General features: G+C 70.5%; 22 protein-coding genes and 2 pseudogenes. 17 read left to right on the top strand and 7 right to left on the bottom strand.

Annotated features, from left to right (window positions below):
* Positions 1–192: 192 nt before the first annotated feature.
* Positions 193–423 (top strand): SpoIIE family protein phosphatase, encoded by a 231-nt coding sequence (locus tag FHS34_RS18355; RefSeq protein WP_308288298.1) that lies wholly within the window; start codon positions 193–195, stop codon positions 421–423.
* Positions 424–455: 32 nt separating this feature from the next.
* On the opposite strand, the gene FHS34_RS18350 is transcribed toward FHS34_RS18355, so the two are convergent.
* Positions 456–1,124 carry a hypothetical protein gene (locus FHS34_RS18350; protein WP_184966622.1) on the bottom strand — a complete coding sequence of 223 codons (669 nt, stop codon included), beginning with the start codon at positions 1,122–1,124 and terminating at the stop codon, positions 456–458.
* A 351-nt stretch (positions 1,125–1,475) separates the two neighbouring features.
* On the opposite strand from FHS34_RS18350, the gene FHS34_RS18345 reads away from it, so the two are divergent.
* The 8 genes and pseudogenes from FHS34_RS18345 (at position 1,476) to FHS34_RS18310 (ending at position 7,901) form a co-directional block, all read left to right on the top strand.
* Positions 1,476–1,736 carry a hypothetical protein gene (locus tag FHS34_RS18345; protein ID WP_184966620.1) on the top strand — a complete coding sequence of 87 codons (261 nt, stop codon included), beginning with the start codon at positions 1,476–1,478 and terminating at the stop codon, positions 1,734–1,736.
* A gap of 74 nt (positions 1,737–1,810) precedes the next feature.
* Complete coding sequence (locus FHS34_RS18340) at positions 1,811–2,020, top strand: hypothetical protein (RefSeq protein ID WP_225817518.1); 210 nt, start codon at positions 1,811–1,813, stop codon at positions 2,018–2,020.
* A 250-nt stretch (positions 2,021–2,270) separates the two neighbouring features.
* On the top strand, positions 2,271–2,705 hold the full coding sequence (locus FHS34_RS18335; protein WP_184966618.1) for a DUF5994 family protein: 435 nt from the start codon (positions 2,271–2,273) through the stop codon (positions 2,703–2,705).
* Positions 2,706–3,060: 355 nt separating this feature from the next.
* Positions 3,061–3,267: a cold-shock protein gene (locus tag FHS34_RS18330; protein WP_067116135.1), complete on the top strand. Its 207-nt coding sequence runs from the start codon at positions 3,061–3,063 to the stop codon at positions 3,265–3,267.
* Between the two features lie 241 nt (positions 3,268–3,508).
* Positions 3,509–4,968, top strand: a pseudogene (locus FHS34_RS18325) (DEAD/DEAH box helicase).
* A 79-nt stretch (positions 4,969–5,047) separates the two neighbouring features.
* Entirely contained in the window at positions 5,048–5,455 is a 408-nt protein-coding gene (locus FHS34_RS18320; protein WP_184966616.1) for a CBS domain-containing protein, read from the top strand.
* A gap of 66 nt (positions 5,456–5,521) precedes the next feature.
* Positions 5,522–5,809: an SCO5918 family protein gene (locus FHS34_RS18315; protein ID WP_184966614.1), complete on the top strand. Its 288-nt coding sequence runs from the start codon at positions 5,522–5,524 to the stop codon at positions 5,807–5,809.
* Between the two features lie 745 nt (positions 5,810–6,554).
* A complete protein-coding gene (locus FHS34_RS18310) occupies positions 6,555–7,901 on the top strand; it encodes an MFS transporter (RefSeq protein WP_184966612.1) in 1,347 nt (448 codons plus the stop codon).
* Here the strand turns inward: FHS34_RS18310 and FHS34_RS18305 are convergent.
* A complete protein-coding gene (locus FHS34_RS18305) occupies positions 7,898–8,107 on the bottom strand; it encodes a hypothetical protein (protein WP_184966610.1) in 210 nt (69 codons plus the stop codon). The two genes, FHS34_RS18310 and FHS34_RS18305, sit on opposite strands and share 4 nt — an antisense overlap.
* Before the next feature lie 164 nt (positions 8,108–8,271).
* Between FHS34_RS18305 and FHS34_RS18300 the strand changes: the two genes are divergently transcribed.
* Together FHS34_RS18300 and FHS34_RS18295 are read left to right on the top strand one after the other, a co-directional pair.
* Positions 8,272–8,778: a DUF1003 domain-containing protein gene (locus FHS34_RS18300; protein WP_184966608.1), complete on the top strand. Its 507-nt coding sequence runs from the start codon at positions 8,272–8,274 to the stop codon at positions 8,776–8,778.
* Between the two features lie 516 nt (positions 8,779–9,294).
* Positions 9,295–10,203: an NmrA family NAD(P)-binding protein gene (locus tag FHS34_RS18295; protein WP_184966606.1), complete on the top strand. Its 909-nt coding sequence runs from the start codon at positions 9,295–9,297 to the stop codon at positions 10,201–10,203.
* A 69-nt stretch (positions 10,204–10,272) separates the two neighbouring features.
* Here FHS34_RS18295 and FHS34_RS43805 read toward each other — a convergent pair whose 3' ends face one another.
* The 3 genes from FHS34_RS43805 to FHS34_RS18280 all read right to left on the bottom strand — a co-directional run bounded on the left by FHS34_RS43805 (position 10,273) and on the right by FHS34_RS18280 (position 12,251).
* Positions 10,273–10,749, bottom strand: coding sequence for a CGNR zinc finger domain-containing protein (locus FHS34_RS43805; protein WP_221509109.1), 477 nt, complete (start codon positions 10,747–10,749; stop codon positions 10,273–10,275).
* 21 nt (positions 10,750–10,770) lie between these two features.
* Entirely contained in the window at positions 10,771–11,526 is a 756-nt protein-coding gene (locus FHS34_RS18285; protein WP_225817519.1) for a hypothetical protein, read from the bottom strand.
* Between the two features lie 152 nt (positions 11,527–11,678).
* Entirely contained in the window at positions 11,679–12,251 is a 573-nt protein-coding gene (locus FHS34_RS18280; RefSeq protein ID WP_184966604.1) for a TetR family transcriptional regulator C-terminal domain-containing protein, read from the bottom strand.
* Positions 12,252–12,472: 221 nt separating this feature from the next.
* Here FHS34_RS18280 and FHS34_RS18275 point away from each other — a divergent pair, with 221 nt between their 5' ends.
* The 6 genes from FHS34_RS18275 (at position 12,473) to FHS34_RS18250 (ending at position 21,835) form a co-directional block, all read left to right on the top strand.
* Positions 12,473–13,489 carry an alcohol dehydrogenase catalytic domain-containing protein gene (locus FHS34_RS18275; protein ID WP_184966602.1) on the top strand — a complete coding sequence of 339 codons (1,017 nt, stop codon included), beginning with the start codon at positions 12,473–12,475 and terminating at the stop codon, positions 13,487–13,489.
* A 70-nt stretch (positions 13,490–13,559) separates the two neighbouring features.
* Positions 13,560–14,603, top strand: a complete 1,044-nt coding sequence (locus FHS34_RS18270; RefSeq protein WP_184966600.1) for a TDT family transporter — start codon at positions 13,560–13,562, stop codon at positions 14,601–14,603.
* Between the two features lie 131 nt (positions 14,604–14,734).
* Positions 14,735–15,406 carry an enoyl-CoA hydratase-related protein gene (locus FHS34_RS18265; RefSeq protein ID WP_184966598.1) on the top strand — a complete coding sequence of 224 codons (672 nt, stop codon included), beginning with the start codon at positions 14,735–14,737 and terminating at the stop codon, positions 15,404–15,406.
* 845 nt (positions 15,407–16,251) lie between these two features.
* Complete coding sequence (locus tag FHS34_RS18260) at positions 16,252–18,645, top strand: GTPase (protein WP_184966596.1); 2,394 nt, start codon at positions 16,252–16,254, stop codon at positions 18,643–18,645.
* The gene (locus FHS34_RS18255; RefSeq protein ID WP_184966587.1) at positions 18,638–20,380 is read left to right on the top strand and encodes a GTPase; all 1,743 of its coding nucleotides are present in this window, start codon (positions 18,638–18,640) and stop codon (positions 20,378–20,380) included. The genes FHS34_RS18260 and FHS34_RS18255 overlap by 8 nt, the downstream gene beginning before the upstream one ends.
* Before the next feature lie 165 nt (positions 20,381–20,545).
* Positions 20,546–21,835, top strand: a complete 1,290-nt coding sequence (locus FHS34_RS18250; protein ID WP_184966575.1) for a PIN-like domain-containing protein — start codon at positions 20,546–20,548, stop codon at positions 21,833–21,835.
* 39 nt (positions 21,836–21,874) lie between these two features.
* Here the strand turns inward: FHS34_RS18250 and FHS34_RS18245 are convergent, their stop codons facing one another.
* Positions 21,875–24,211 (bottom strand): DUF2786 domain-containing protein, encoded by a 2,337-nt coding sequence (locus tag FHS34_RS18245; protein ID WP_184966573.1) that lies wholly within the window; start codon positions 24,209–24,211, stop codon positions 21,875–21,877.
* Between the two features lie 352 nt (positions 24,212–24,563).
* Positions 24,564–25,310, bottom strand: a pseudogene (locus FHS34_RS18240) (ferredoxin reductase domain-containing protein); the annotation flags it as partial.
* Between the last annotated feature and the right edge of the window lie 6 nt (positions 25,311–25,316).

Below are 25,316 nucleotides of genomic sequence, written 5' to 3'. Positions count from 1 at the left end.
CCAAGCCGGCGAGCCTCGCTCGACCGAGTCCTGGCAGGAACCGTCCACCCTGGTGAAGACGCTAAGAGCGAGGTGGGGCCAGATATGCCCTGCTGCCGCGCAAGCAGCAGACCGGAGGAGGTCAGGAAGAGCGCACCCCGGGTAGTCCTTGCAGGATCTGAACCCGCCTGGGCGTCGGCGGACATCGTCCGAGTGCCGCTCGCGCCCTGCCGCCGGGGTCCACGCTCCTGCCTGTACACCGACGGCCTGATCGAGGCTCCGGGCAGCGACCTGGACAGCGGACTCGGCCTACAGCGCCGCCTTGCCCTCGCCCTCGCGCAGGAAACGCCGCTTGACACCCTGTGCGACCGGCTGTCCGTCCGGATGCCACCCGGCGGCACCGACGGCATCGCCCTTGTCGCCCTGCGCCTGCCCACGCGCTGACGGGAGCGGGCCGTGACCGAGGACGGCGCTGCTCACGTCCCCGCAGTCAGCACCAGCACGCGGCATGAACCGGGCGGTACGGCCGTGAGGGTGCCGTCTGCGGCACTGCGCCACCCCCAGGACCTCAACGTCTCGACGATCCCGTCGTCCCGGGCTTCCACCAACGTGACTCCGAACGCGGCGCCGTGGTCGGCGAGCAGTCGCCGCTGCAGGCGCCGAGCGAGGTTCCACGCGCGGTCCTGGTACTCCCGGCGCACGCGGGACGCGACGACGATTCCGGAGACAACGAAGAGCCGCCCAGGGGCGACGCGGTGGAGCAGGCTCCCCCGAACGTATCCGTCGAAGCCCGCCCACCAGGGACCGGCGCCGCCCACGGGAAAGCCGTAGGCGTATCCGGTCAGGACCGTGGTCTCCGCGATCAGCAACGAGAACCCCGGCCGTCGCGCGTCGGCCACGAGGTGTCGCAGGAAGGCGGCACGCGCCTCGTTCCACGCCCATGGGCCGCCGCCGGAGAACTCCGCGTACAGGTCGCCCAGCTCCTGCAGGCGGTCCTCGACCTGGCCGCGCGTCAGCGGACGGAGACGTTCTCCCTCGCGGGGCGAGGATCCCCGCTCCCGCTTCGGCCGGCCCGGCGTGCCCGTGCGCGACCTGCCCGGCGCCGACCGGGGCACGGGGAGGTTCGAGGTCGTCGGGAGGAGCATGTGCGCGCTCATGGGCCGAGCCCTGCCCCGGGCGCGGACCAGGGCCGACCCGGCGTCGCCGATCGCCAAGAGCGGCACCGGTGTCGGAGCCGGTGCGCGGCATGCCCTCGGTGTCTCCACCGTACTCCCCGCCGGGCCCGCCACGGTGGCGCGGCCGGCGCCGACCACCGCGACAGCCCGCTCCGGGAGAGCACCGGTGTTCCGCGAGGGGTCGGTCGTGGCACGCACGCTGCCTTGCCCGGCATACCCTTCAAAGGGGGTGGCCGTGGTGACGTGCCGCAGCCCGCACCGTCGACGGGAGTCGGGCAGCGACCTCAGTCGTGGTTGCCCCCTCCCTGCCAGGAGGTCCGTATGGAGCACGAGCCCTTTCCCTCCGAAGGCCACGCCGAGGTCCGCATCGTGGCCGCGACGCCAGAGGTCGCCCGGCGCGTCGCCGAAGTGCTCCGGCGCTGCTTCGCCTCGACCGAGCAGCGCAGCTATCCCGCGGGCCGCGCAGAAGGGACCCGGCTCCACATCACCCTCGACACCACTCAAGCGGCGGAACCCGCACAGTCCTGGCTCACGACCAGCACCTCGACAGAGCAGACACAGACACACGCCGACGAGGTGTGACCCGGATCCGAGCGGCCCGAGGACCCACCATCGCCTCCATCCCCGCGCGGCCGTCAGACCGGAGAACGACAGCCATGACGAAACTCCGCGAACGCAAGAACAACCGGAAGGCGGTCCTGCGATCCCTGTACGGGGCCGTCGAGCGCAACCGCCCCGAGGTCGATGGATCGGCGCTGCGCGCCGAGCCGGCCCTGCCCGACGAGGGCCTGATCAGCGTGGACCGGACATCACACCACACCACACCCCCGCCCCCGTCTCGCCGACGCACGAGGGCATCCGTCTGATGGAGTAACTGGAGGAGGAAGAGGAGGCACAGCCGGACGACTGACCCGCCCTCTTCCCCTCGTCCTCTCCTCCTCGTCAGAGGTAGCCTGACCGTACCGAGAGCTTTTCGCGCAGCGCGGTCGGCGGTGCCGTTCCCGGCGAGTGACGAATCGGGCAGTCGCCCGAGCGACTCCCGGAACGGACCGCATGATGGAACCCAGCGGAACGCCGGCCGACAGCACGTCCTCGGCTGACGCGCATACGTACCGCATGCCCACGCCTCGCTTGGCCCTCACCCCGGACGTCAGCCACGGCCCGTTGGACGGGGCCTGGTGGCCGCGCTGTGACGCGCTGGAGCTCGAACTTCCCTCGCTCGTCGGCTCGTTGGAGCCAGACCCGGACACAGCGGTACGGGTGACCGTGGACCCCGCCGAATGGCTTGACACCCCGCGCACCGTCATGGCGCCCGGCCGGGTGATCGCCGTGGAGTCGGCCGGCCCCGGAGGCGAGACGCACGTCATCTCCCTGGACTGCGGCTCCGTGGGACGCTGGGTGCTCCTGGTCGTCCCGCCGGATGAGCCGGCCGGGACAGCCGCCCGGCTGCTGGCCGCCGCGGCCGACCCCGAGAACCCGCTGACCGCCGCGCGCATGCTGGCCCTCGCCGAGACGGATCGCCTCGGGGACACGGCAGGCGAGGCGGAATGAGGCACGCCGGCCTGAGGCATCCACGGCCGGCACTGCCATCCCGCCTTGCCCCCATCCCTCCGCGACGCCCTGTGTCCGGGCCGGGAAATACGCCGGAAGCTGGACGAGCACCGCGCAGATACCTAGTCCCGCCACTACAGAAATACACCCCGGCGCGGGAGGATAATTTCCGGACGCTCCGGAAAACGCGTCGCCGCCTCCATCCGGCCTGTGTTAATGTGAGGGCAGTTGCAGTTTTGGTTACCAGAGATTTTTCTTTGCAGAGCTTTCCGGATCCTTCCGGAGGGGTGATCATCGCGGCGACTCGGCTCCGCAGAGTGCGGAGACCGGCACTGCCCCTCAAGGGAGATTCAATATGGCATCTGGCACCGTGAAGTGGTTCAACGCGGAAAAGGGCTTCGGCTTCATCGAGCAGGATGGCGGCGGCGCTGACGTGTTCGCCCACTACTCGAACATCATCAGCAACGGTGGCTTCCGCGAACTTCAGGAAGGCCAGAAGGTCAGCTTCGACGTCACGCAGGGCCAGAAGGGCCCGCAGGCCGAGAACATCGTTCCCGCCTGACGCTGACGCGACTCGTCGCGAGCCAGTAGTTCGCGCATCATGTGGCTGGGGCCCGTGCTCTTGGGGTACGGGCCCCAGCTCATTGTTTTTCCCGTTTCCGGATTTTCCGGACCGCCGGTCCTCCCCGCTTCAGCGCCACGAGGCCCGGCTCTTTTCTCTTCGGCTCATTCCTGCGAATTCTCGTGCGGTCATCGCCGCTGGACGGAATTCCTCGATATGCCGCATCGAGGAAGGTTCTTCCATGAACCGCAGCCCCCGTCACACCGGCACCCCTTCCGGCAGCCGCTTCCGTACGCAGGGGACGGGCCGCCAGGGTCCCCGACCGGGTACCGGACGAAAGACCGGCCAGGAGGCACGCTCCGCCCCGCGCCGACAGGAGTTCGCCCTGCCGGTCACCCTCACCGAGCCGCTGCCGGCGGTCCAGACGTTCACCGAACTGGACATGCCGGCAAGGCTGTCGGCCGCGCTCGGCGCCGAGGGCGTGACCGTGCCCTTCCCGATCCAGGCGGCCACACTGCCGAACGCACTGGCCGGCCGGCACGTCCTGGGCCGGGGTCGCACGGGCTCGGGCAAGACACTCGCCTTCGGCCTGCCGGTGCTCGCCCGGCTGGACGGACAGCGGGCCCGGCCCCGGCAGCCGCTCGCCCTCGTCCTCGTCCCCACCCGGGAACTGGCCCAGCAGGTCACCGACGCGCTCGCCCCCTACGCACGCGCCCTACGGCTGCGGCTCGCCACCGTGGTGGGCGGCATGTCGATAGGCCGCCAGGCGAGTGCGCTGCGCGACGGCGCCGAGGTCGTCGTGGCGACGCCCGGCCGCCTCAAGGACCTCATCGAGCGGCGGGCCTGCCGACTGGACCGGGTCGCCGTCACCGTACTGGACGAGGCCGACCAGATGGCCGACATGGGCTTCATGCCGCAGGTGACCGCGCTGCTCGACCAGGTTCCCCCGGGCGGCCAGCGGTTGCTTTTCTCGGCCACGCTGGACCGCAACATCGACCTCCTGGTACGCCGCTACCTCCACGACCCGGTGGTGCACTCGGTCGACCCGTCCGCGGGGGCCGTCACCACCATGGAGCATCACCTGCTGCACGTTCGCGACGCCGACAAGGACACCGCCGCGACCGAGATCGCCGCCCGCGACGGACGCTCGCTCATGTTCCTGGACACCAAGCACGCGGTGGACCGGCTCACCAAGCACCTGCTGTCCGTCGGGGTACGAGCCTCGGCCTGCACGGCGGCAAGTCCCAGTCACAGCGCAACCGGACGCTCGCCCAGTTCAAGGACGGCCACGTCACGGTTCTGGTGGCAACCGACCCTCCCGGCGACCACAAGGACTACCTCCACCGCGGCGGCCGTACCGCACGCGCCGGCGAGTCCGGCACCGTCGTCACCCTCGTGCTGCCGCACCAGCGGCGCGCGGTGGACCGTCTGATGGCCGACGCCGGCATCGCTCCGCGCACCGCCCGGATCCGCCCGGGCGAGGCCGAGCTTCAGCGCCTCACCGGCGCCCGGACCCCCTCCGGCGTTCCCGTCCTCCTCGCCGCACCGGCCGAAGAACGACCCGAGGGCAAGGGATCCGTCGGCTGGCCTCACAGGAGCCGGGCCGCCGGCCGTGGGAGGAGCGGCCGGGAGGCCGGCCGTGGCGGAAGCGGCCGTGCCGCCGTCCGGGGCCGTCGGCCTGCACCGAGGAACAACCCATAGCTCAAGGCCAGGAAAGCGCTCCCTGCGGTCGGGACGAGCCGTCGCCCGTCCTGCCCGCCCCAACGAAGAGGAGAAGCCCTTGACGACGTTTCCGCCCCGACCACAGCAGCTCGACAGCGCCGACGGCACCGGTCTGACCGCCCGCGACGCCATGCATGCTCCCGGGCCGCAGGTCGACGACCACATGGCGGTCGACGTGGCCCTGTCCGTGCTCATCGGTGCGCGTGTCCCGCACCTGCTCCTCCGGGACGAGGACGGGCGGTGCGTGGGACTGGTCACCCGGGCCCAGCTCGCCGCACACCGCGGCGGCTCGTGGTACAGCGACCGGACGCGCCTGCAGGACATCCCGCTCGACCGCGGACCGTTCACCTCGTCCACATCGATACTCGGTGAGGCGGAGGCCGCCATGCGGACCCGGACGCTGGATGTGTCCCCCGTGATCGACGAACACGGCTATGCCCTCGGCGTGCTCGCTCTCACGCCCTGACCGTCGTCCGACCGCCGTCGAGCCGTCGATTCTCCGGTGTTCTTCCCCGCTCCTGTGGAGGCAGCCATGCGCTGTGTCATCGCCAGATTCCCCTTCGACCTGATCAAGAGTGAGGTCGCACAGTCCATGAGCGGCATCACGCCCGAGCCCGTCACCGGCGTGTCCGTGACCATCGACCGCCGTGTCTACCCCGTGATGCAGGTCGGGGAAGTGATCACCAGGCAGAACCGCAGGGACTTCACCACGGGTGAGATCCGTCGGGCCCTGACCCGACTCGGCTTCACCTGCCACGAAGCGCGCCCGGTCACGCCGGCCTGGGACGCGCGATCCGACGAGGACGCGCTCAGCTGGTGAACGCTCTCGAGATCAGCGGCAGGTGAATCGACGTTCGCGGGTTGGAATGCCGAAGGATGTGGCACCCGGCTGGTGGCGGGCCGGACGCGCGAACCACGTCCCGTAGGGTCCCGACGGTTCGGCAATGAGCCGCGAGGCCGGTATGGCCCGTCGGCCCGGTTGTCGTCGCGGGACTGCCCGGCGACAACCGGTGCGGCCGGCCCGAGCCGTATCCGGCGGTCTTGCTCGTGATGCTTCCGGGCATCGCATGCCGGTGGGTGCGATACGGCTCCTCGATGGACTTGTGCCCCATCCATGCGCCACGTCGGTGATCGACGCCCCGTTCCCCGACGCGCGGCGGCGTTCCATCGGCTCGGTGGAGCAGCCGCTCGGCCCACGCAGGAGGTAACCGTCCTTCGTGGTGCCGTGCTTCTCCTCATGGCGCTCCATCGCCTCCCGCACGGGGCGTGGCAGAGAAACCTCCCGGCGCTCCCCCGCCTCGCGGTGCTTCAGCTTCGCCGGCGAGCAATCTGTCCAAAACCCATCGCAGATCGCTTCCCGGGCGCGACTGACGAGGCAATGCGTGGGAGCAGTTCTCAGCCTGCGTGAACAGCGCGCCCGCGGACGCGGCCGGCCGGTGTGCCTGGGCCCACCCCGGTGGTGCCGAGTGCACAGGGCAGTGCGAACCCGGGTGCAGTGTGTCGTACCCAGAGACAGTCCGGATCGCGACAGTGGAGCACCACCGTCGACCGACAAGGACAACGAGATGCCGGAGTTGACGACTGATCGGCGACGAGCGCGCGGAGCCGCCGCCGTAGGTGTAGGTGCGGTCGCCACAGTCGTCCTGATTCGACGCAGCGAGCGGAGGCGCGCCGAGTCGCTTGGTCGTCACACGCCACTCACCGGCGCGAACGAGAACGCACGCGTAGCCGCGACGACGGCTGCGCCGCACGTCGAGCAGCACACGAAGAGCCGGTGGTCGGTCTTCCTCGCCTACGGACTCCTGGCAGCCGCGACCCAGGCGCTCTTCGTGAACTACGCGCCCGTGACGCAGGACGCCGCGCGGCACTTCGGCGTTTCCATCGGCGCGATCGGCTGGCTGTCCCAGGTCTTCCCGCTGATCTACGTCCTCCTTGCCATCCCTGCCGGCATCGCGCTCGACCGGTTTCTCCGCCCAGCCCTCGTGGTCGGCGCGGTGCTCACTGCGTCAGGGGCGTTCCTGCGCCTGGTCGCCGACGACTTCACGTGGGCAGTCATCGGACAGGTCGTCGCCGCTGCGGGACAGTCCTTCATCCTGAATGCCATACCGGGCCTTGCCGTGGGGTACCTCGCCGAAAAGCACCGCGCCACTGGAATCGCCGCCGCGTCCTCCGCCACGTTCGCCGGCATGGTCCTGGGCCACCTGCTCGGCGCGTTCCTGCCCGGTGAGAGCCGCATCCATGCCCTCACCCTCATCACCGTCCTGATCGCCATGGACGCCGGGCTGTGTCTCGTCGGAGCACTTCGCCTCCCGCCGCAGCCGAGCCCCGAGTCCGCAGCCGTGACCAGCGGACTCCGGGCCCTTCGCGCGGCACTCGGCAATCGCCGCGTCCGACGTCTGTGCGGGGTCGTCGCCATCCCGATGGGCACGTTCATCGCACTCGCGACGTTCGTGCAACCGCTGTTGGCGCCGGCGGGAGTCCCTGAATCCACCGCCGGCCTCATTCTCGCGCTGACCATGATCGCCGGTGTGGTCGGCTGCGCTGTCGTGCCCGTCTGGGCTGATCGGCGTGGCCGCGAGGTCCAGGTCATGGGCTCCGCGATCGCTTGCACCGCCGGGGCCTGCCTGCATCTCGCCCTGGTCCCGAGCACGCCCATGGCCTTCCTCATGCTCCTCGGGACAGGCTTCGTGCTGCTCCCGGCTCTTCCCCTCGTGCTCTCCCTGAGCGAGCGGCACGCGCCCGAAGCCGAGAGCACGGCGGCTGGACTCATCTGGATGGCGGGGGTCCCACGCCCTGGCCGGCGCCCTGTGCCGATCAGATGGACAGGCCCGAGGGGCTCACGCGGCGTCGCAGCGAGGCGCGGACGTCACCGAGGACCGCGGGGACGGTGCTGCGGTCGGGTACGGATCTAGCCCGCCGCCGTGCGCTCGGCGGGACCGTACGCGAGGGCGAGCAGTCGCCGCGGGTCGACCGGGGGCGTTGGTGGCGGTACGCCGGGGCGGTCGTGTGGCAGCAGCACCCGTAGCGCGCGGGGTCCCATCGACCACACGACCGGTGTGGGCGGCCACAGCGCCTCCCCGTCCACCGCCACCGGAATCTGCGCCTCTCCCCTGCCCATCGTCACCGGAAGTCACAGCCCGGACACCGCCGCCCTCCGCCGGCCGGGCGCCGCTCCACCACGCGAAGTATTCGGAGGTGTCCAGAGCCGGTCGTCGCGCGGTTCGAACCCCGCCGGCTCCTACGCTGTGGGCTGGTGCACACGGACGGTGATCGGGAGAGGGCATGGACGGTACGGCGAGCGGCCCCGGTGGTCAGGGCCGTCCGAGGGGTCCGGGCAGCCTGGCTGCGCGGCTGCGGCGCGAGCAAGACGTGCTCGCGCGGATGCGTACGACCGAGGACCGGATCGCGGACGCGATCACCGCCTTCGCCGGCACCATGCAGTTCGTCTACATCCACGCGGCGTGGTTCACGGTCTGGATCGTCTGCAATGAAGGCGTGTTGGGTCAGGGGGCCGTCTGGGATCCCTTTCCCTTCGGGCTGCTCACGATGATCGTCAGTCTGGAGGCGATCTTCCTCTCCACCTTCGTCATGGTGAGCCAGAACCGCCAGGCCGCTCGCGAGAACATCCGCGCCGACCTCGACTTCGAGACCAACGTGCGCTCGGAGGTGTGGTCGATCCACATGGGCCGCGCCCTGGGCGTCGATCCGGTAGAGGTCGAGCGCAAGGTGCAGGAAGTCCTCGCGGAGAACCGCGCCCGCCTGATCGGCTCCGGCCGGTCCTCCGGGTAACCAGCCGCCCGGGCACAACTGAAGGTCACCTGGCAGTCGGCGCAACTTCACCGGCCTCGACGTGGAGAAGGACCTGCTCACCGCCGACAACGACGGCTCGGGCGTCTTCACGATCCCGCGGCACCCCGTCAGGCGCCGCCTGCACGGCGTCGAGCGCTTCGTCACCACGCTCGGCGGCGAATACTTCTTCCTCCCGAGCCTCAGCGCACTCCGCTGGCTCGCCGATCCGGGCGCCTGCCCCCGTCCCCATGGGTGGGGTTCTCCCGTCTCCGGACCGGTGCTGGGCTGCACCTGGGTCACCGGCAGCACTTCACGAATCGCGTGGCCATGGTTCCACCGATGCCCGGGGCCGCCCCGCCACCGTGTTCGTTCCGGAGCTCCGGTACGGCAGGAGGGCTGGTGGGCACATATGGCCCGGGCGCCTTCCGGCGGGCACGCGGGTGAGCGACAGAGCCCGAGGCCGGACGGTCGCGAGCGGGCCGGGCACACCGGTCCGGAAGACAGGAGGTGATCGACATGGACGTACGGCCCATCCTTGTCACCGGCGTGGGTGGCACCGTCGGCGGAGTCGGACGCATGGTCCTGGACCATGTGCGGGCGCAAGGAGTGCCGGTGCGGGCTCTGGCGCACCACGACGACGAGCGGGCAGCGGCGCTGCGGGCCCTGAGCGGGGTGGAGGTGGTGGTCGGCGACCTCACGCGTGGCGCCGACGTGGTGGCGGCGCTGGCGGGCTGCCGCCGGGCCTACTTCGGGATGGGTGTGTCACCGGCGTACCTGGAGGCCGCCACGACGGTCGCGGCGGCCGTGCGGGACAGTGGTGACTTCGACCTGCTGGTGAGCATCTCGCAGATGACGGTGTCGCAGATGAGCCTGACCAGCACCGCGGAGTCCCGCCAGCAGCGACTGCACTGGCTCTCCGAGCACGTCCTCGACTGGTCGGGGGCCCCGGTCGTACATGTGCGGCCCACGGTGTTCATGGAGAATCCGCTCTTCGCCCGGCTCGCCGCCGCCTCGGCCCTGCGGGACGGCACCATCCGCCTCCCGTTCGGCTCCGCCCGGACCTCCCCGGTCGCCGCGGCCGACGTGGCGGAGGTGATCGCGCACCTGCTGCTCGCCCCGGTCCCGCAGCCCCGCCGGGTGTACGAACTGACCGGGGCGCGCTCCCGCGACATGACCGCCGTAGCCGCCGAATTCTCCACCGCCCTCGGCCGTGACGTGACCTACGTCGACGTGCCGTACGAGGAGTGGCTGGAGGAGGACCTGAGGAAACAGGACCTGCCGCCCCACGTCTTCGAGCACATCGCCACCATGGCAAGGCTCCACCGCGAGAACCGCTACGACCGCGCCACGAACGACGTCGACGAACTCCTCGGACGCCCCCCTCTGGGGTTCGACCATCTCTTGCGGAACACACCCGCCGCGTGACACTGCTGCTGGCGTCGTGATCCTCTGTTCCGCCCGGCACAGAACGGAATGATCTGGTTTCGCCGCTCGTCAGGCCTGCTCGGTGCCCGCACGCTTGCGGGCACGATAGTTGCGCAGGTTGGCCGCGTTACCGCAGGCACGGACGTCATGCCAGACGCCACTGCTGTTGCGGGAGCGGTCGTAGAACGACGTCGCGCAACGCGGGTTCCGGCACGTCTTCAGGCGGCGCAGAGTGTCGGTGCACTGGGCCTGGTACGCCTCGATGAGGGCGAGCGACGCGACCTGGCGCCATCCCGTGCCGCGCGGTTCGGCTTGGATGCGGCCGTGCTCGTCAAGCCGTAGAGCGGTGGGCAGCGTCATGAGCGAGGTCACAGGGCCGCCCTCGGGTGACGACTCGCTGGTCGGCGGCTGCACGAGCCGGTTCAGGTCCTGGCGCAAGTCCCGCAGCCCCTGTACGTCCTCGGCTGTCAGGTCGATGCCGGGTGCGGGCCGTCGGGTCGCGTCGCTCCAGAGTGACTTGCCGAGATCCTCGGTGCCGCCCCGCACACGCAGCGTACGGGCCCCACGTCAGGTGAACCGAGCATTGCTGACATCGATGGAGACCATCGTCTGGTCCAGGACCGGGCGGTTGTCCGCAGCGCGTCTATAGGCCCGGCGTCTGGTGGGCAGACGGATCCCGTCCGCTTCCACCATGTCGTAGACGTATTGCGCTGCGGCGAAACCGCCTGCGACGTCGACGTGATAGTCATGCCGACGCAGGAGGTGGTCGGGGCCGAAGTAGAAGTCCTGCCGGGTGCTGTGGCCGGCGATGCCGGGCGGGAAGGTGGCGCGCAGGCCGCGCCAGAGTTCGTCCGCTTCCCGCCATGGTTCGATTTCGGTGAGGGTGAAGCCGGGCATCGCCAGCAGAAAGGGCGTCGTGAGATACGTCCACAGCGCGTACCCGTTGAAGTAGGCGCGGTCCAGTGGGTCCCAGGGGGTGCTGAGCACGTGGCCCGTGAACGACTTCCGCGGCTGGTCGCGTTCGGCCACGACCCGGCCGTCGAGTTTTTCGATGCTGATGCGGTCGGCCGTGAAGTCGGTCTTCTGGTCGGGGGCGCCGAACGGCGTCACGGAGGCGCGCTGCTCGTGCAGCCAGACGGTCATCTCCCGGGGAGTGGGGTCCTGCGGCATCCCCTTGATGACGAACATGTCGCCACCGCTGACGATGGTCGCGCGGACCAGGGTGAGCGCGTTCCAGCGGTCGAGGCCGCCGTGCGCATCGAGGACCTCCGCGAGCAACGTGTTCATGTCGACCTCCTGCTCGGCGGCTCTCTCATCGTTCACGCACTGCCTTGACGCCGGCCGAGGGAGACGTCCTCGCCATCCACACGGCCGCTGCTTTCAGGTCCCTGTCTCCGGCTTCCCCTCTCCGCGGCTGCGCCACGCACGGACGGTCGGCGAAGGCGGCCGCGGCCTGTCCGTCTGCGCCCAGCTGATCAGCGCAGAAGGACGTCGAAGACCATGCGGAAGAAGGCGTCCAAGGGAGCGGAGGACTTGTCCGCCCGGGCCGCGATCAGCGTGCCCTCCCAGGCGCTGAGGATGAACAGCGCGGCCTCTTCGACATCGAGAGCGGCATTCAGCTCTCCTGCGTCCCTGGCTTCGGTGAGCACCTGCCGGATGCGCGTGGCCCACCGCTGGAAGCCGCCCTGGACGGCGGAGCGGATCTCCTCGGAGTGGTCCCCCACCTCGGCGCCCAGGTTGCCGACCAGGCATCCTCTGGCGAAGCCGCTGTCGACGGTGTCCGCGCCCAGAAACTCGAAGTGCGCCCGAAGCCGCTCCAGCGCAGGGCGACCCGGGGTGTCGAGCATGTCGAACCGCAACCCGGCGGCGTAGCGGCTCAGCGCCTCCAGGGCGCTCTCCTCCTTGCTGGCGAAGTGGTTGTAGAACGAGCCCTTCGGAGCCCCCGCCGCCGAGGTGATGTCGCTGATGCCCGTGGCGTTGAAGCCCCGCGTGCGGAACTGCTCCAGGGCTGCCTGCGCGATCTCCTCGCGCTTGGACGCGCGTGCCATCCTCACCACCACCTCGATGGTCAATATGTCCGGTCGCCTTGCCTCGGGTCAAACCCGGGCCGGCGGGCTGGGCGGCGCTCGTCCACAACGGCATACGGCCCGCGGTCCGGCTGCCGGAAGCGCTTGACGAATTTTAAAGTGACCGGTCATATTGAAGTAATCCCCGCCCCACGTCCTCGGCCCTCCCCGTGCCGGCAGAGGCAGCACCGAGGAGATGCGTGATGTCCCCGTACCGAGCCTTCGAGGCCACCGGCGTCCACCGGCTCCAGCTCGTCGAACGCGAGCTGGTGGAGCCGGAGCCCGGACACGTCCGGCTCAGGGTGGAGGCGTGCGGTGTCTGCCACTCCGACGTGCTGGCCGTGGAGGGACTGCGCCCCGACCCGTCCCGCCCGGTGGTTCCCGGCCACGAGATCGTCGGCCTGATCGATGCGGTGGGCGCGGGTGTCACCGCCTGGAGGCCCGGCGACCGCGTCGGCGTCGGCTTCCTGAACGGACACTGCTGGGAGTGCGAACCGTGCCGCCGCGGCGACTTCGTCAACTGCCTGAACCAGGAACAGACCGGCACCACCATCGACGGCGGATACGCAGAGGTGACGTACGCCCGGGCGAGCGGACTGGTACGCATCCCCGACGGCATGCCGGCCGTCGAGGCGGCCCCGCTGCTGTGCGCCGGGCTGACCACCCTCACCGCGCTCCAGCAGGCCCCCACCCGCGCGGGCTCCCTGGTCGCCGTGCAGGGAATCGGCGGGCTCGGTCACCTGGCCCTGCAGTACGCACGCAGCCTCGGACACCGTGTGGCCGCCATCGCCCGCGGCCAGGAGAAGGAGGCTCTCGCCAGGGAGCTGGGCGCCGACGAGTACATCGACAGCACCGGAACGGACCCCGGCACCGCGCTTGCCGGGCTGGGCGGCGCATCGGTCATAGTCGCCACCGCATCCAGCGGAACGTCGATGAACCCCCTGGTCCGGGGGCTCGCCCCGGGCGGCACGCTGGTGGTGGTCGGCGCCGCCCCCGACCCGCTGACGGTCGCCACGGCCGACCTGATCTTCGGTACCCGCCGCGTCGTCGGCAGCCTGACCGGATCGTCGATCCAGAACGAGGACAACCTCGCCTTCAGCCTCGCCCACGGCATCCGGCCCTCCACCGAGACCATGCCCTTCACCCACGCGATGGACGCCTACGAGCGGATGCTCTCGGGCAAGGCCCGCTTCCGGGTCGTCCTGGACATGACCGCCTGACCACGCCGCGACCCGCGCCGCCGGACGGACGGTCCGGCCCGCGCCTCGGCATTCCCCTCGAGGTTCCCCCATGACCGACATGGTCGACACGACAGAGCACACCAGCGCGGGCCCGCACGGCAACGGGCCCGCGCGTCCGGCCAACGGCATCGCCTCCGACGACAACGGCCGCCACGCGGCCCGCGCCGCACGGATCGGGCTGCTGTCCGTCTCCCTCGGCACCGCCGGCCTCGGCGGAGCCTGGCAGGCCGCGGCGACCACCTTTGCGCCCGCTCTGCGGGTCAGCGACGCGCTGTTCGCCGTCAGCGGTCTCATCTGGCTGGTTCTGCTCGCCCAGTACCTGCGCCATGGCGGCTCCCGGTGGCGCAATGTGCGCCACGACCTGCGCCATCCCGGCCAGGGCTTCGCCCTCGGGTACGTGCCCATAGTCGGCATGCTGATTGCCGGCCACTTCTCCCGGTTCGAGCTCACCGGGGCACGCTGGGCCTACGCGGTGTCCCTCACCGTGGCCGCCCTGATCGCCGCACGCCTGCTCGCCCACTGGCTCACGGGCGCCCTGAGCAGCGCCACTCTGCACCCGGGTTACCTGCTGCCCGTCTCCTCCGCACCCTTCGTCGCCAGCGCCATGGCCTCCACCCTCGGACTGCCCGGCGTCGCCGACGCGGCCTTCGCGGTGGGGCTGCTGTACTGGCTCGCCTTCGGCACCGTCATCCTCGGCAGCCTCGTCGCCAACGGCCCCCTGCCCGGGCCCGCCCGCCCGGCACTCACCGTCCTGACCATCCCCCCCGCGACGGGCGGAATCGCCTGGACCGCCGCTCACCAGGGCGTTTTCGACGCCGTCGGCTACGGCTTCGCCGGGACCCTGCTCTTCACCGTCCTCCTCGTCGCCTTCCTCCTCCCCGAGCTGAACCAGCCCTCGTTCCACCCGGGCCTGTGGGTCTTCAGCTTTCCCATAGCGGCCAGCACCAACTTCGCCATCCGCTGGGTACACGCGTCCGCGCTTCCCGGAGGACCGGCCCTCACCGGGATCCTCCTGGCGGGTGCGACCATCGCGCTGGTCCTGCTGGCCGCGGCCACCCTGCACCACCGGGCCCGGAGAGCGCTTCCCGGCTGACTTCCGCTGCGGTGGCGGAGAGCCGCATCCCGGACGCCCCGTAGCCCCGGTCTCCCGCCCAGCAGACCCCGACTCCCCCGCGGCCAAACGTGCCCCGGCCGCCTCACCGAAACGTCTCCAAAGGAGCCATCATGCCCACGCTCGACCGCCAGGACGCCGTCTTCGTCCTCGACCTCGGTGACGGCGAGAACCGCTTCCACCCCGACTGGATCGCCTCGGTGAACGCGGCCCTGGGCGAAGTGGAGAAAGCGGAAGGCCCCCGCGCCCTGGTGACCGCCGCGACCGGCAAGTTCTACTCCAACGGTCTCGACCTCGACTGGCTCGCCGCGCACAGCGACGACCGCCAGGACTACGTCACTGCCGTCCACGCTCTGTTCGCACGGCTGCTGTCCCTCCCGGTGATCACCGTCGCCGCGCTGCAGGGACACACGTTCGCCGCAGGAGCGATGTTCTCCCTGGCCCATGACTTCCGTCTCATGCGCGCCGACCGAGGCTTCTGGTGCCTGCCCGAAGCGGACATCGACATCCCGTTCACACCGGGGATGTCCGCCCTCATCCAGTCCCGGCTGACCCCGCGAACGGCTCACCATGCCATGGTCTCCGCCCGTCGTTTCGGCGGCCAGGAAGCAGCCGCCGCCGGAATCGTCGACCAGGCCACGGACGAGGCCACCCTGCGCACCGCCGCCCTCGAACTCGCCCGGACCCACGCGGGCAAGGCCGGCGACACCCTCGGAACCATCAAGACGCGCATGTACGCCCCTGTCCTCACCCTGCTCCGCGACACGACCAACCCGCTGGGCTGACGTCGGGCCGACGGCGGTCGCCGGCCCGGCGTGTTCCAGCGCCGATCGGCGCCCGTCCTGCCGCGTCGTCGACAACGCCGGACAGGGCGACCGGGCCTCGCTGGAGGACTCCACCTCGGAGGCGTGCCGCCACCGGTGTCCGCGTAGCGCAGCGGCAGCGCTTGCACCACGTCAGCGCCCGGGAACACATTTTCCCCACGAGTCCGTGCAACCGTTTCCCCGTCCAGGGAGTCCGCGTCTACATGCACACGCGTGTCCGGACACCACCGGAGAGTCTCAGGGCTGAGGTGCTGGCCCTCCTGCTCGAACCCTTGGGCGTCGACGCCATGGCCGGGCCGGCCTCGCTCGAGAAACTCGCCCAGGGCGTGGCGGCGGTCGCCCAAGCGTGCGGGTGTGCCGGTGTGCCACCGTCCGGGACCACTCTTGACCGGATATCCGATGCCGTGGCGGCGTGCGTCGAGGAACATGAGCTGGTCCGTCTGGCGACGGCCCGGGGCCGGACTCTGACACCGGGTGAGGCCAGAGCCCTGCGAGAGTTGATGCACCTGGAAGGGCTACGGCCCCATCTCCAGGCGTTCGACGGTGTGACGGCGCAAGCGCTTCGGGCGGACCTCGCGGCTGTGGCGCTCGCGGAACGGCTACTGCCTGGAGTCCTGGAGCAGTGCCGGCGTGCGGATCAGGGGTGGCCCAAGGAGATCTGGCGTACGATCTTCGAGATCGACGTCGATGGCGCGGTGACCGACCTGCGTCGTCACCGCCGGGGCGGCCGGCAGGCGGCAGGCGCACGTGAGCTCGTGCTCAGACACAGTGTCTCCGCCGCTCGGGATCTGCCGAACCGGGATCTGGTGACTCGGCTCGAGAAGGTGCAGGACTTCGTCACCGCGCAGGAGTCGTACGAGGCGGTTGTGTCCGTGCACCCGGAATGGTGGCGCTGGCTCGGGCCGGCCGCCCGGTTCAGGTTCAGATCGGATCGGCGTGATGCCCTCATCTGGGCGATCGGCGTTCGCGACACCGGAGCCGTCCCGGGGAGCACTCTGGAGATGCTCGCGGAGGGCAGCCTGAGGGCGGTGATCGAGCAAGGGCTCGTGACGGTACCCGTGCGCACGACCGCTTCCCCGGCTGCGCCCGCCCTGAGTTCAGCCGCACGGCTCGTGGCGGGTCTGCCGGCGGTCGCCTCGCGGACCGACATCGGCGCACTGCGAGCGCTCAAGTCCTGGTACGCGAAGAACGTCGAGCTGTTCGACCGCGTGGCATCGGCAATGGACACGCTGCGAACCGAACCGCATCTCCGCGCGGCCCTTGAGCCCCTGGTCGACGAACTCTCCCATTCGCTCGGGGCGGTGGACGCCAGCCGGTCGGCCTACCGCGATGTCCAGTCCACCCTCTGGGCCGAGGTCGAGGCCCGCCTTCGTCGAACCCCGTACTCCGCGCACGCGGTGGAGAGCGAGCCTCTCGTCGGGGTCATCAGCCGCATCGGGGCGCTCGAACGTGAACTGCGCGATGCCGTGCGGGACATGCCCGCGGTGAGAGGCAGCCTGGTCGTGGCCGTCGCGGGAAGAACCAAGTCCGGGAAGACCACGCTCCGCAAGGCCCTGACGCGCGACGCGGACCGAGCGGGGATCGGGCGGGGAGCGCACCGGACCACGCGGGAGACCTCCGCGTTCGAGCTCGGCTCCGTGACCTACCTCGACACGCCCGGCGTCGCCGCGAAGGACGACGACCTGGACGCCCGACGCGCCCGGGCCGCGTGCGACAGCGCCGACGCGGTCGTATGGAACTACGCCGACACGCTGCGCGACGAGGAGTCCGCCGAACTCCAGCGGCTCCTCCTCTCCGGGAAGCCTCTGCTCGCCGTCGTCAACGTGAAGGACCGAGTCGACACGCCGGACCGGCTGCAACTCTTCGCCCGGCGACCGGAGAGAGCGTTCACGTCCGCGTCGGGTCACGCCGTCCGGATCGAGCAGGTCTCCCGAGCGGTCGGAGCCGCACCGCCCGTCGTCCTCGCCGTCCACTCCGGTGCGGCGCACGAAGCGTTGTCCACCGAGGACAGCGAGCTGCGAGACAGGGCCTTCCGGGCGAGCCGGCTGCCCGAGCTCGAACGGTCCCTCGCACAGCTCCTGGCCGAGCGCGCTGTTCCGCTTCGTGCCGTTCGGCTGGCCGAAGGCGTACGAGCACCCCTTGCCGCGTTCCACGACCGGGTGAGCGGGGAACTCCCTCGGATCGGTCTCGCGCTGGACGAACTCGAACGCTCGGCAGCAGGTCAACAGGCCGCGTTGCTCGATGCGATCCGGATGGCGGGCCGGAACACGCGCGACCGCCTGACAGCCGGGCGCCATCATGCCGAAGAGGAGCTGTCGGGCGTGGTGCCGAGCCTGGGCGGCGTGGATCACTCGCGGCGATGGAGCGACTTCGTCGCCGGTCTGGAGCTGGAGGGATTCACCGCGGTCCTCGTGACGGAGATCGAGCGGGAGATACGGAAACGGGAGAGGGTTCTGCGCGCGGGGGAAAGCGCCGAGGAGCGGCAGGACGACGAGGGCCTGCACATACGACAGCGACCGGACGCGACGGTCTGGCGCTGGATCGCGGTGGCTGCCGAGGGGGCGGGGACAACCCTCTTGGACTCCCTTGCTGCCCGGGGGATCGCCAAGAAGCTCTCCACGGCTGCCACCAAGGCCAACCCTGCCGTGGTGGCTGTGGGCCACGCGCTGGATGCCGTGGTCGGAGCGGCGAAAGCCGTGAGCCGTGAATTCGATCGCGCGGAGCAGGCGAAGCACGAGTGGACCGGCGAGACCGCGGCCGCGGCCGCGGCCGAGCTCGATGAGCGGTTCGACAGAGAAGAAGCACGGCTGACGCGCATCGTCGAGGACACCACGGCCCACGTCGCCGCCCAGTTCCAGGAACAGTCCGCGGACATCGGCCGTACCCGGGAGCGGTTCGAGCAGCTCCGCCGGCTGCGGTCGGCCGTGCGGTCCGCCCTCGATGCGATCGACCTCGTACTGGTGCGCCGACTCCTGGCCCTTGCCGGCGGGGACCCGGGGGCGATCCGCTCGGCGCGCCGGACGCCAGGGGTCGAACTTCGCGTCTGGACCGACGCGTCCCGAAGCGTGGAAGTGCGGGCGTGCCTGCGGGACCGACTCGTGGATGTCCTCACCGAGCGGATCGAGATCCGCTCGGACTCCGGGAGCCGGGTCGCAGTGGCCGGCACCGGTGGAGCGAGCGAAGGGAAAACAGGTGGTTGACGGCAATCCGGCCGGCGTGACGGAGAGCGCCGGAGGTCTGAACACCCGCGTGCTTGCGCTGAGTGCACGGGCCGAGCGTCTCCTGAGCGCTCACGCCCGTACCCGGGGACTGGTGGCGAACCTTCCCCAGGCGGACGCGAGCCCGCTGCGGATCGCGCTCCTGGGCCCGTACAGCGCGGGGAAGTCGATGCTCATCGCGGCTCTGCTCCGGCTCCCGTCGGCGGCTGTCGACGAACTCGTCGACGCGGCGCCCAAGACACACGAGCCGACACCGTATCCGTGGAACGACGTGACGCTCGTCGACCTGCCCGGGACGCTGTCGGGCAACGACGAGCACTCCGGCGCGGCGCGTCTCGGTGTGCGTGGTGCGGACGCGCTGATGATCGTGACGACGAGCGAACTGCCGGGCGAGGCGGAGACCGCGGCGATTGTGGAAGCGCTCGACACCGACGGGTTCGCCGACCGAAGTGTGGTCGTCGTCAACAAGATGAACGCCGAGAACAGTGATCGCGACGTCATCCTCGATGAGATTCGCAAGCGGCTCGGGCCCTTCGCGGATCGTGTCCCGATCGTGCCGACCGACGCGCGCGACCACATCGACGCGATCAACGATCCGGACCTCTCGGCCGATCATCGTGATCTGCTGTTCGCGGAGAGCGGCGTCGACGCTCTCGCGGACGAGTTGCGGAGGATGGTCGCGCCCGGTGTCGGCGGTGTCCGGCCGAAGGCGCAGGCGTTCGAACTCCTCCGGGTGCTGACCGACGCCGAGCGGCACTGGGAACTGGACGGCGAGGAACTCAGGGCCGCGGAGACCACGAAGAAGGTCGAGGAGTCGATCTCCCGGGCGAAGCAGGGTGTGCTGCTCACACTTGAGAGGGAGAGGGAGGTCGTCGCGTCCGTGATCAGAGCGGCGGGAAGCAAGAGCGCTGCCGGCGTCTCGGAGAAGGACGGCGTCGTCCCCACCGGCATCGCCCGAGACGTCGAGGAAGCACTGGCCCGCACCATGACCGAGTTCGACACCAAGTTCTCTTCGTCGATGAGGGCGGCGTTCGAGGCGCTGGTCGCCGAGTACGGAACGGAGGTGCCCGAGCCTGAAGCCTGGGTGAACGACCTCGACTCACCCGAGACGGCAGCCGGCGTGTCCCCGGACGGCGCATCACGCTTTGAAGGTGCGGTCAGGGAAGTCGCGGAGAAAGGAATGAAGGCGGGCGCCAGGAGGATTCACGAATGGATCGGGAACGTCGCGGCCGGCGGTAGCGAGCAGGGAAGTCTGGCCTCCGACATCGCGACCCGGATCAACGGCACCGCAGTGGGCCAGAAGGTGCTCAACATCGGCAAGAAGGTGAGTGGCGAAACGGGCAAGTTCAAACCGTGGGGTCGGGGCAAGGCAGCCGAGAAGGTCGCCGACACGGCCGGCAAGGCGCAGTGGGTGATGGCGGTCATGGGGCCACTGATCGACTTGACGGGTGTTGCGCACGACTGGGACGAGCGGAAGAAGCTCAACGGGCACCGGGACACGATCAGGCGTCACTTCGAGGAAGAGGCGCTCAGAACGCGGAACGCTCTCGACGACTCCGGTACGCGGCACCTGGACGAGTGGATCGTGGAGGTGGAGCGGTCGCTCAGCGGGCTCACGAACCGGGGTGCGGAGATCAGCGCTGAGCGTGAGACGGCGCTGAGAGGAATCCAGAGCCTCCGCGCCGAGGCCGCGACCCTCGCCAGACCGGCCGGCTGACCCGGCGGGCCGGTGTCCCGGCGGTGAACGCGACCACGCCGCCGGGACGACTCCGCCGATCGCCCTCGGGAACCGCCCACGAAGCACTACGGTCACCTACGGACGCATCGACGGCGGCAGCCAGGCGCGACCACGCGGAAGAGCTGTGAGCGGGGGGCGATGACAATGGCGGACAGTACGACGGCTGGGACAGGTGTCCGGGGTCTCTTCGACGATTTCGGGGCCTTCAGGACTCCCACGACCGAGGACCTTACGACCGTCCTGACCGGTGGACTGGTCGCCCCGGACGCCAACGTCCTGCTGAATCTGTACCGCTACACGGAGCAGGCTCGCGCCGACCTGCTCCGGGCGCTCGGCGCGCTCGAGGACCGGCTGTGGGTGCCGCACCAGGTACTCGTGGAGTTCTGGCGGAACAGAGAAGGCACCATCAGCGACGCCCGGTCGACCGGAACGAAGGCCGCCGAGGACATGGCCGGCCACGCGACGCAGGCGGTGAAGACGCTGCGGACGTGGGCAAATCATGTCGCCCTGCCCGACGACGAGTTCGACCGGCTGCGCGACCGGCTGTCCGACGTGTTCGACGGCGTGCGGGGAACAATCGTCAAGGTCGGCGATGGCGAATGGCAGAACATCACGCATGACACAAGCGCCGATCCGGTGATCGCGCGGCTGGAGCCCGCCCTCGACGGGCGCGTGGGGGCTCCTTTGAGCGCCGAGGAGCACCACAAGGCTGTCGAGGAAGGCATGCGCCGGGTCGAGAAGCGCGTTCCTCCTGGCTACATGGACAAGAGGAAGGACGGTGACGGGGCGGCGGGCGACTACCTCGTCTGGGAGCAGATACTCCGCGAGGCCGGCCGCCGCGGGTGCGACGTGCTGTTCGTGACGGCCGACGGCAAGGAGGACTGGTGGCGCAAGGAACAGGGTTTCAGCCGCGGTCCCCGGCCGGAACTCACCGCTGAGCTCAAGGCCCGCGGGGGCGGCCGGCTCCTCATGCTCACGCCGAAGCGCTTCCTCGAAGTCGCCGCACCCGTACTGAAGTTCAGCCTCCAGGAGGGTTCGGTCGAGGACATCGCGCGCGTCGAGCGGATCGAGGCCGAGGACCGGTACGGCGGCTGGACCGCCGCGGCGGTCCAGGAACTCTTCGACCGGCTGACGTACGAGGGGTACGAGGACCGCGTCCATGTGATCAAGCATGCCGCCGAGTGGGACGGCTTCGCGGACGCGGACAGCGTCTACATCATCTGTGAGTACGACGAGGACCGTACCCTCCGAGGCTTCACCCGGCCCGTCAAGCGCATCACCGACCGTCTGCGTCAGCTGGGCAAGATCGCGGAGACGGCGGTCCCGATGCTGGAGACGAAGTACCCGCCGGGTGAGATGCGAGCCTCCGGCTTCTGCGTCCACCCCCTTCTCGTACGACTGATCAACGACTTGGCGGGGAAGGACGAGGAGTGACCTGACGACGGCTCCCCCTCGCCGTCCGTTACCGCGCGTTCAGCCGACCAATTGCTCGGTGCGTGTGTCGGGAACGATGGTAGGCCCACCGATGTCGGCTCGTCGGCCGTCGACGCGGCCCTGCCAGTAGCCCGTCCCCTTGAACTTCGTGGGCCGAGTCGTGCCCAGCTGGGGATAGTGATCGTTCAGATGTGCGGCCACCACGGTCGACCGGTCGGCGAGGACCAGGGCCACACTGCGCCCCGTCCTTTCCGCGCCCTCCGCCGCCTCCTGCGCGTGCTCGGCGGCTGCCCGCGCCGCCTCCTGCGCCGCCCTGACCCGGTCGGTCACCTCACGGATGAATCCGAGCATCCAGGAACGCTTGTAGGCGCGCGCATCCTCCCCCGCCGGCCGGTGCAGGCGGTCGGCGCGGTCCGCTCCGTCCAGCATCTGCAGCCGCAGGCTGGCGAACAGGACCTCGCTCGCCTGGATCTCGCCCTCGAAACCGAAGAGGTGGACCCGGTGGCGGTTCGCCTTGCCTCCGGGGTAGACCGAGCGGCAGCGCATGGCCTCGGCGATCCAGCTGAGTAGCCGCCGCATCTCCCTGGCGTAGGGCGGGTGGACCTCGACGACCTTGTCCACGGGTCCGGCGGGTCGGTCGAGGTCTTCGAGCATCGCCTGTTCGATGCCGTACTTGGCCATGAGTTCCGTGGCCTTGGCGAGGAAGGCGCGGGCCTCCTCCTCCGTGGCGGCCTGGTCCTCCGCCTTGCGGAGCAGGGCCCTGACCTTGCGGAGCAGTTCGGGCGGAAGGGCGCGGTGCGCGGTGCGGCGGGCGGAGGGGGTACCGCCCTGGTCCGGGATGGGGCTCCCCTGGGGACCGGTGCCCTTCGGTCCGTTGGGCCGGGTGGTCTCGTCCGGTTCGTCCGTGCCCTTCTCCTCATCGCGGGCGAGGAGGTCGGCGAGGTCCTCCGGATCGGGAGCCAGCTCCGCCAACGCGGCGAGGGCCCACCGCCGGTAGGCCTTGGCGTCGTCCTCGCGCACCTGCGCGCGGACCGCGCGCAGGATGCGTACCGACCCGTCCGAGTGGACCATCAGGAACTCCAGCCTGGCATGGCCGAGTTGTGCCAGCGCGAGAAGCGCACACAGGTCGAAGGCGCTGTCCGCTCCGTACGGGACGTCGATGCCGGGGTCGGGATACCAGTCCGCCGACTCGTCGGCCTCGTCGAACAATCCCTCGAACAGCGAGAGGCCTGGGACCGTCACGTCGTCGTCGCCGGTCCGGACGCGGACGACGGAGGCCGACGGCAGCCCCGAGTAGGCGAGGGCGGCGGCCTTCTCCTGCGGGGAGGTGACGATGTGGTACCAAACGGGCAGGGATCCCCGTATGCCCTGCCAGGTCGTCTGTCCCCGGTCGCGGCGCTCACGCGCCTGCCGTACCACGTCCGCGCTCGGTGCCTCGTCCCGCCAGGCGCCCTCGTCCGATGGCACCTGCCAGTCGAGGAACATGTCGAGGTAGTCAACGGCATTGCGGTGTGCGCCGGGCCGGCTGCCGTCCAGGAGCGCGCGTTCGCAGGTGGAGAGCGCGTCGACGACGGGCTGCAGCACGAGCGTGGCGTAGCGCTTGACGGTCTCGGACAGCTCCGCCAGGAAGGCCCGTGTGGCCTCGGACCCGGTCTCCTGCTGGGCTCTGCGCCACGCTTCGAGCTGGTCGGCGCAGGCCTGCTGTTCGGCCAGCCACCTCAGGTGCCCCGCGCCCTGGAAATACTCCTCGCGCAGCAGAACGGCGTCCTCGACGGCGGCGATCGTACGGGGCGACCTGAGCACCGCGTGGGCCAGCAGTCTCAGCGGCTCGGGTTCCGAGGCGAAGAACTCGGCGGGTGTGACGAGCGTACGACCGTGCCGTCGCGGCGCCTGCTCGGGCTCGTCGATGTCGTCGGTCCAGGGAATCTCCTCAGACCAGCGCGAACGCCACTCGGCGAAGTCCCGTGCCGGATCACCGGTGCGCGGCTGATTCCGTCCCCACCACCACAGGGCCATCTCCTCCCATGCGGCGGCGTTCCACGACCAGACGGCCGGTTCGCCCCAGGACGCCAGCCGCGAACGGAGCGCTCGGGCCGCACCCGTCAGGTCGTGGCGGTGCCCGCCCGGGATCAGGCGCTCGAGCAGGCGGACGGTCTCCGCCACGGAGCGGGCGCGCGCCTCGTCCGTGGCCACCCTGGCCATGGTGACCGCCGCCGCCAGGCGCCGCTCGCCCAGATCGGCCGGCAGCAGCTCGTACAGATCCGGGCCAGCGGTCTCCAGCACGTTGGCGAGGTCCTGAATCCTGCTTTCGATCCACTCCTCACGCGCCTGCCGGAACTCCACCGCCGAGGGTCCGTCCGCGCGGCTGTCCGTCATGTGTCCCCCTCCTCACATCCCCACCCGTGTACGAAAGATCATCCTATGAGGACACACCGTGAGCGCTCGCGGCCCGGCGCTCCGTCAGCAGCCACTGCGCTGCCAGACCGGGCAGCGCCGCGGCCGGGTGGCCGTGTATCCGAAGTCCGGCCACAGATCGGGCAGGTTCGTTCGTGCAGCGGAAGGTGCAGCTGGGCGCGGAGCGCCTCACTGTGCAGATGGTCGTAGGGACGGGCCATGAAGCCGGGACCTCTCCGAGGACGGCGATGGACATCGGGCGGGCCGCTCGGCGGGATGTCAGCCTGCCGCTTCCGGACAATCCTGCGCCACGCGGGAGCGGGGTCGGCCGGTGGCGGTGGATCGCCATGAACGCCTCCCGTACGGCGGGGGCCATGCGGCGGCCGTCGCCGCAGATGTAGACGCGTCCCCCGGCCTCCAGGATCGACCACACCTCCTCGCCCTCGCGGGCGATGCGGTCCTGGACGAAGCGGGCGCCGTTCTCGGGCGCGTGCATGAAGGTGGGGCGCATGCTGACGGCGCCGGCCGCCTCGGCCGCCTCGAACTCGTCCCGGTGCAGGTAGTCCACGTCGGGGTGGTCGCAGCCGAAGTAGCAGAGCAGGGTCCCGGTCGAGCCGGTGTGGTGCCGGTCGAGCACGGCACCGCGGAAGGGCGCGAGGCCGGTGCCCGCGCTGATCAGGATCACCGGTACGGAGGTGTCCTCGGGGAGGCGGAAGGACTCGCTGCACGGGAGCACCCGGGCCCGTACCATGTCACCGGCCCGGACGGTCTGCACGTAGTGCGAGGCGATGCCCCGGAAGACGCCCTCGCCTCCGCGGTGGGGCGCGGCGAGCAGCGAGATCATGAGGTCCACCTCGCCGGGCGAGGCCGCGGCGGACGAGGAGACCGAGTAGTGCCGGGGGCGCAGCACCGGCAGCAGCTCCAGGAAGCCCTCGAAGGGCAGTTCGCAGGCGCGGTACCGCTCCAGCAGGTCGAGGACGCTGTGTCCGGCGGAGGTCACCCGCTCCCGGAAGGTGTCGGCGCCGGCGGCGGCGAGTTCGGCCAGGGGCTGTTTCTCGGGCGGGCAGCCGGTGTGCTCGGAGCCCCT

The sequence above is a fragment of the Streptomyces echinatus genome (assembly GCF_014203595.1).
GTDB lineage: Bacteria > Actinomycetota > Actinomycetes > Streptomycetales > Streptomycetaceae > Streptomyces > Streptomyces echinatus.
This window is presented reverse-complemented; position numbering and strand designations above follow the sequence as displayed.

Bases quoted from the DNA above. Each gene is read 5' to 3' on its own strand.
- FHS34_RS18265 (WP_184966598.1), top strand. From the start codon at position 14,735: ATGCCCACGCTCGACCGCCAGGACGCCGTCTTCGTCCTCGACCTCGGT.
- FHS34_RS18275 (WP_184966602.1), top strand. From the start codon at position 12,473: ATGTCCCCGTACCGAGCCTTCGAGGCCACCGGCGTCCACCGGCTCCAG.
- FHS34_RS18315 (WP_184966614.1), top strand. From the start codon at position 5,522: ATGCGCTGTGTCATCGCCAGATTCCCCTTCGACCTGATCAAGAGTGAG.
- FHS34_RS18330 (WP_067116135.1), top strand. From the start codon at position 3,061: ATGGCATCTGGCACCGTGAAGTGGTTCAACGCGGAAAAGGGCTTCGGC.
- FHS34_RS18245 (WP_184966573.1), bottom strand. From the start codon at position 24,211: ATGACGGACAGCCGCGCGGACGGACCCTCGGCGGTGGAGTTCCGGCAG.
- FHS34_RS18305 (WP_184966610.1), bottom strand. From the start codon at position 8,107: ATGGGCAGGGGAGAGGCGCAGATTCCGGTGGCGGTGGACGGGGAGGCG.
- FHS34_RS18350 (WP_184966622.1), bottom strand. From the start codon at position 1,124: ATGCTCCTCCCGACGACCTCGAACCTCCCCGTGCCCCGGTCGGCGCCG.
- FHS34_RS18335 (WP_184966618.1), top strand. From the start codon at position 2,271: ATGCCCACGCCTCGCTTGGCCCTCACCCCGGACGTCAGCCACGGCCCG.
- FHS34_RS18310 (WP_184966612.1), top strand. From the start codon at position 6,555: ATGCCGGAGTTGACGACTGATCGGCGACGAGCGCGCGGAGCCGCCGCC.
- FHS34_RS18345 (WP_184966620.1), top strand. From the start codon at position 1,476: ATGGAGCACGAGCCCTTTCCCTCCGAAGGCCACGCCGAGGTCCGCATC.
- FHS34_RS18300 (WP_184966608.1), top strand. From the start codon at position 8,272: ATGGACGGTACGGCGAGCGGCCCCGGTGGTCAGGGCCGTCCGAGGGGT.
- FHS34_RS18295 (WP_184966606.1), top strand. From the start codon at position 9,295: ATGGACGTACGGCCCATCCTTGTCACCGGCGTGGGTGGCACCGTCGGC.
- FHS34_RS18280 (WP_184966604.1), bottom strand. From the start codon at position 12,251: ATGGCACGCGCGTCCAAGCGCGAGGAGATCGCGCAGGCAGCCCTGGAG.
- FHS34_RS18270 (WP_184966600.1), top strand. From the start codon at position 13,560: ATGACCGACATGGTCGACACGACAGAGCACACCAGCGCGGGCCCGCAC.
- FHS34_RS18340 (WP_225817518.1), top strand. From the start codon at position 1,811: ATGACGAAACTCCGCGAACGCAAGAACAACCGGAAGGCGGTCCTGCGA.
- FHS34_RS18250 (WP_184966575.1), top strand. From the start codon at position 20,546: ATGGCGGACAGTACGACGGCTGGGACAGGTGTCCGGGGTCTCTTCGAC.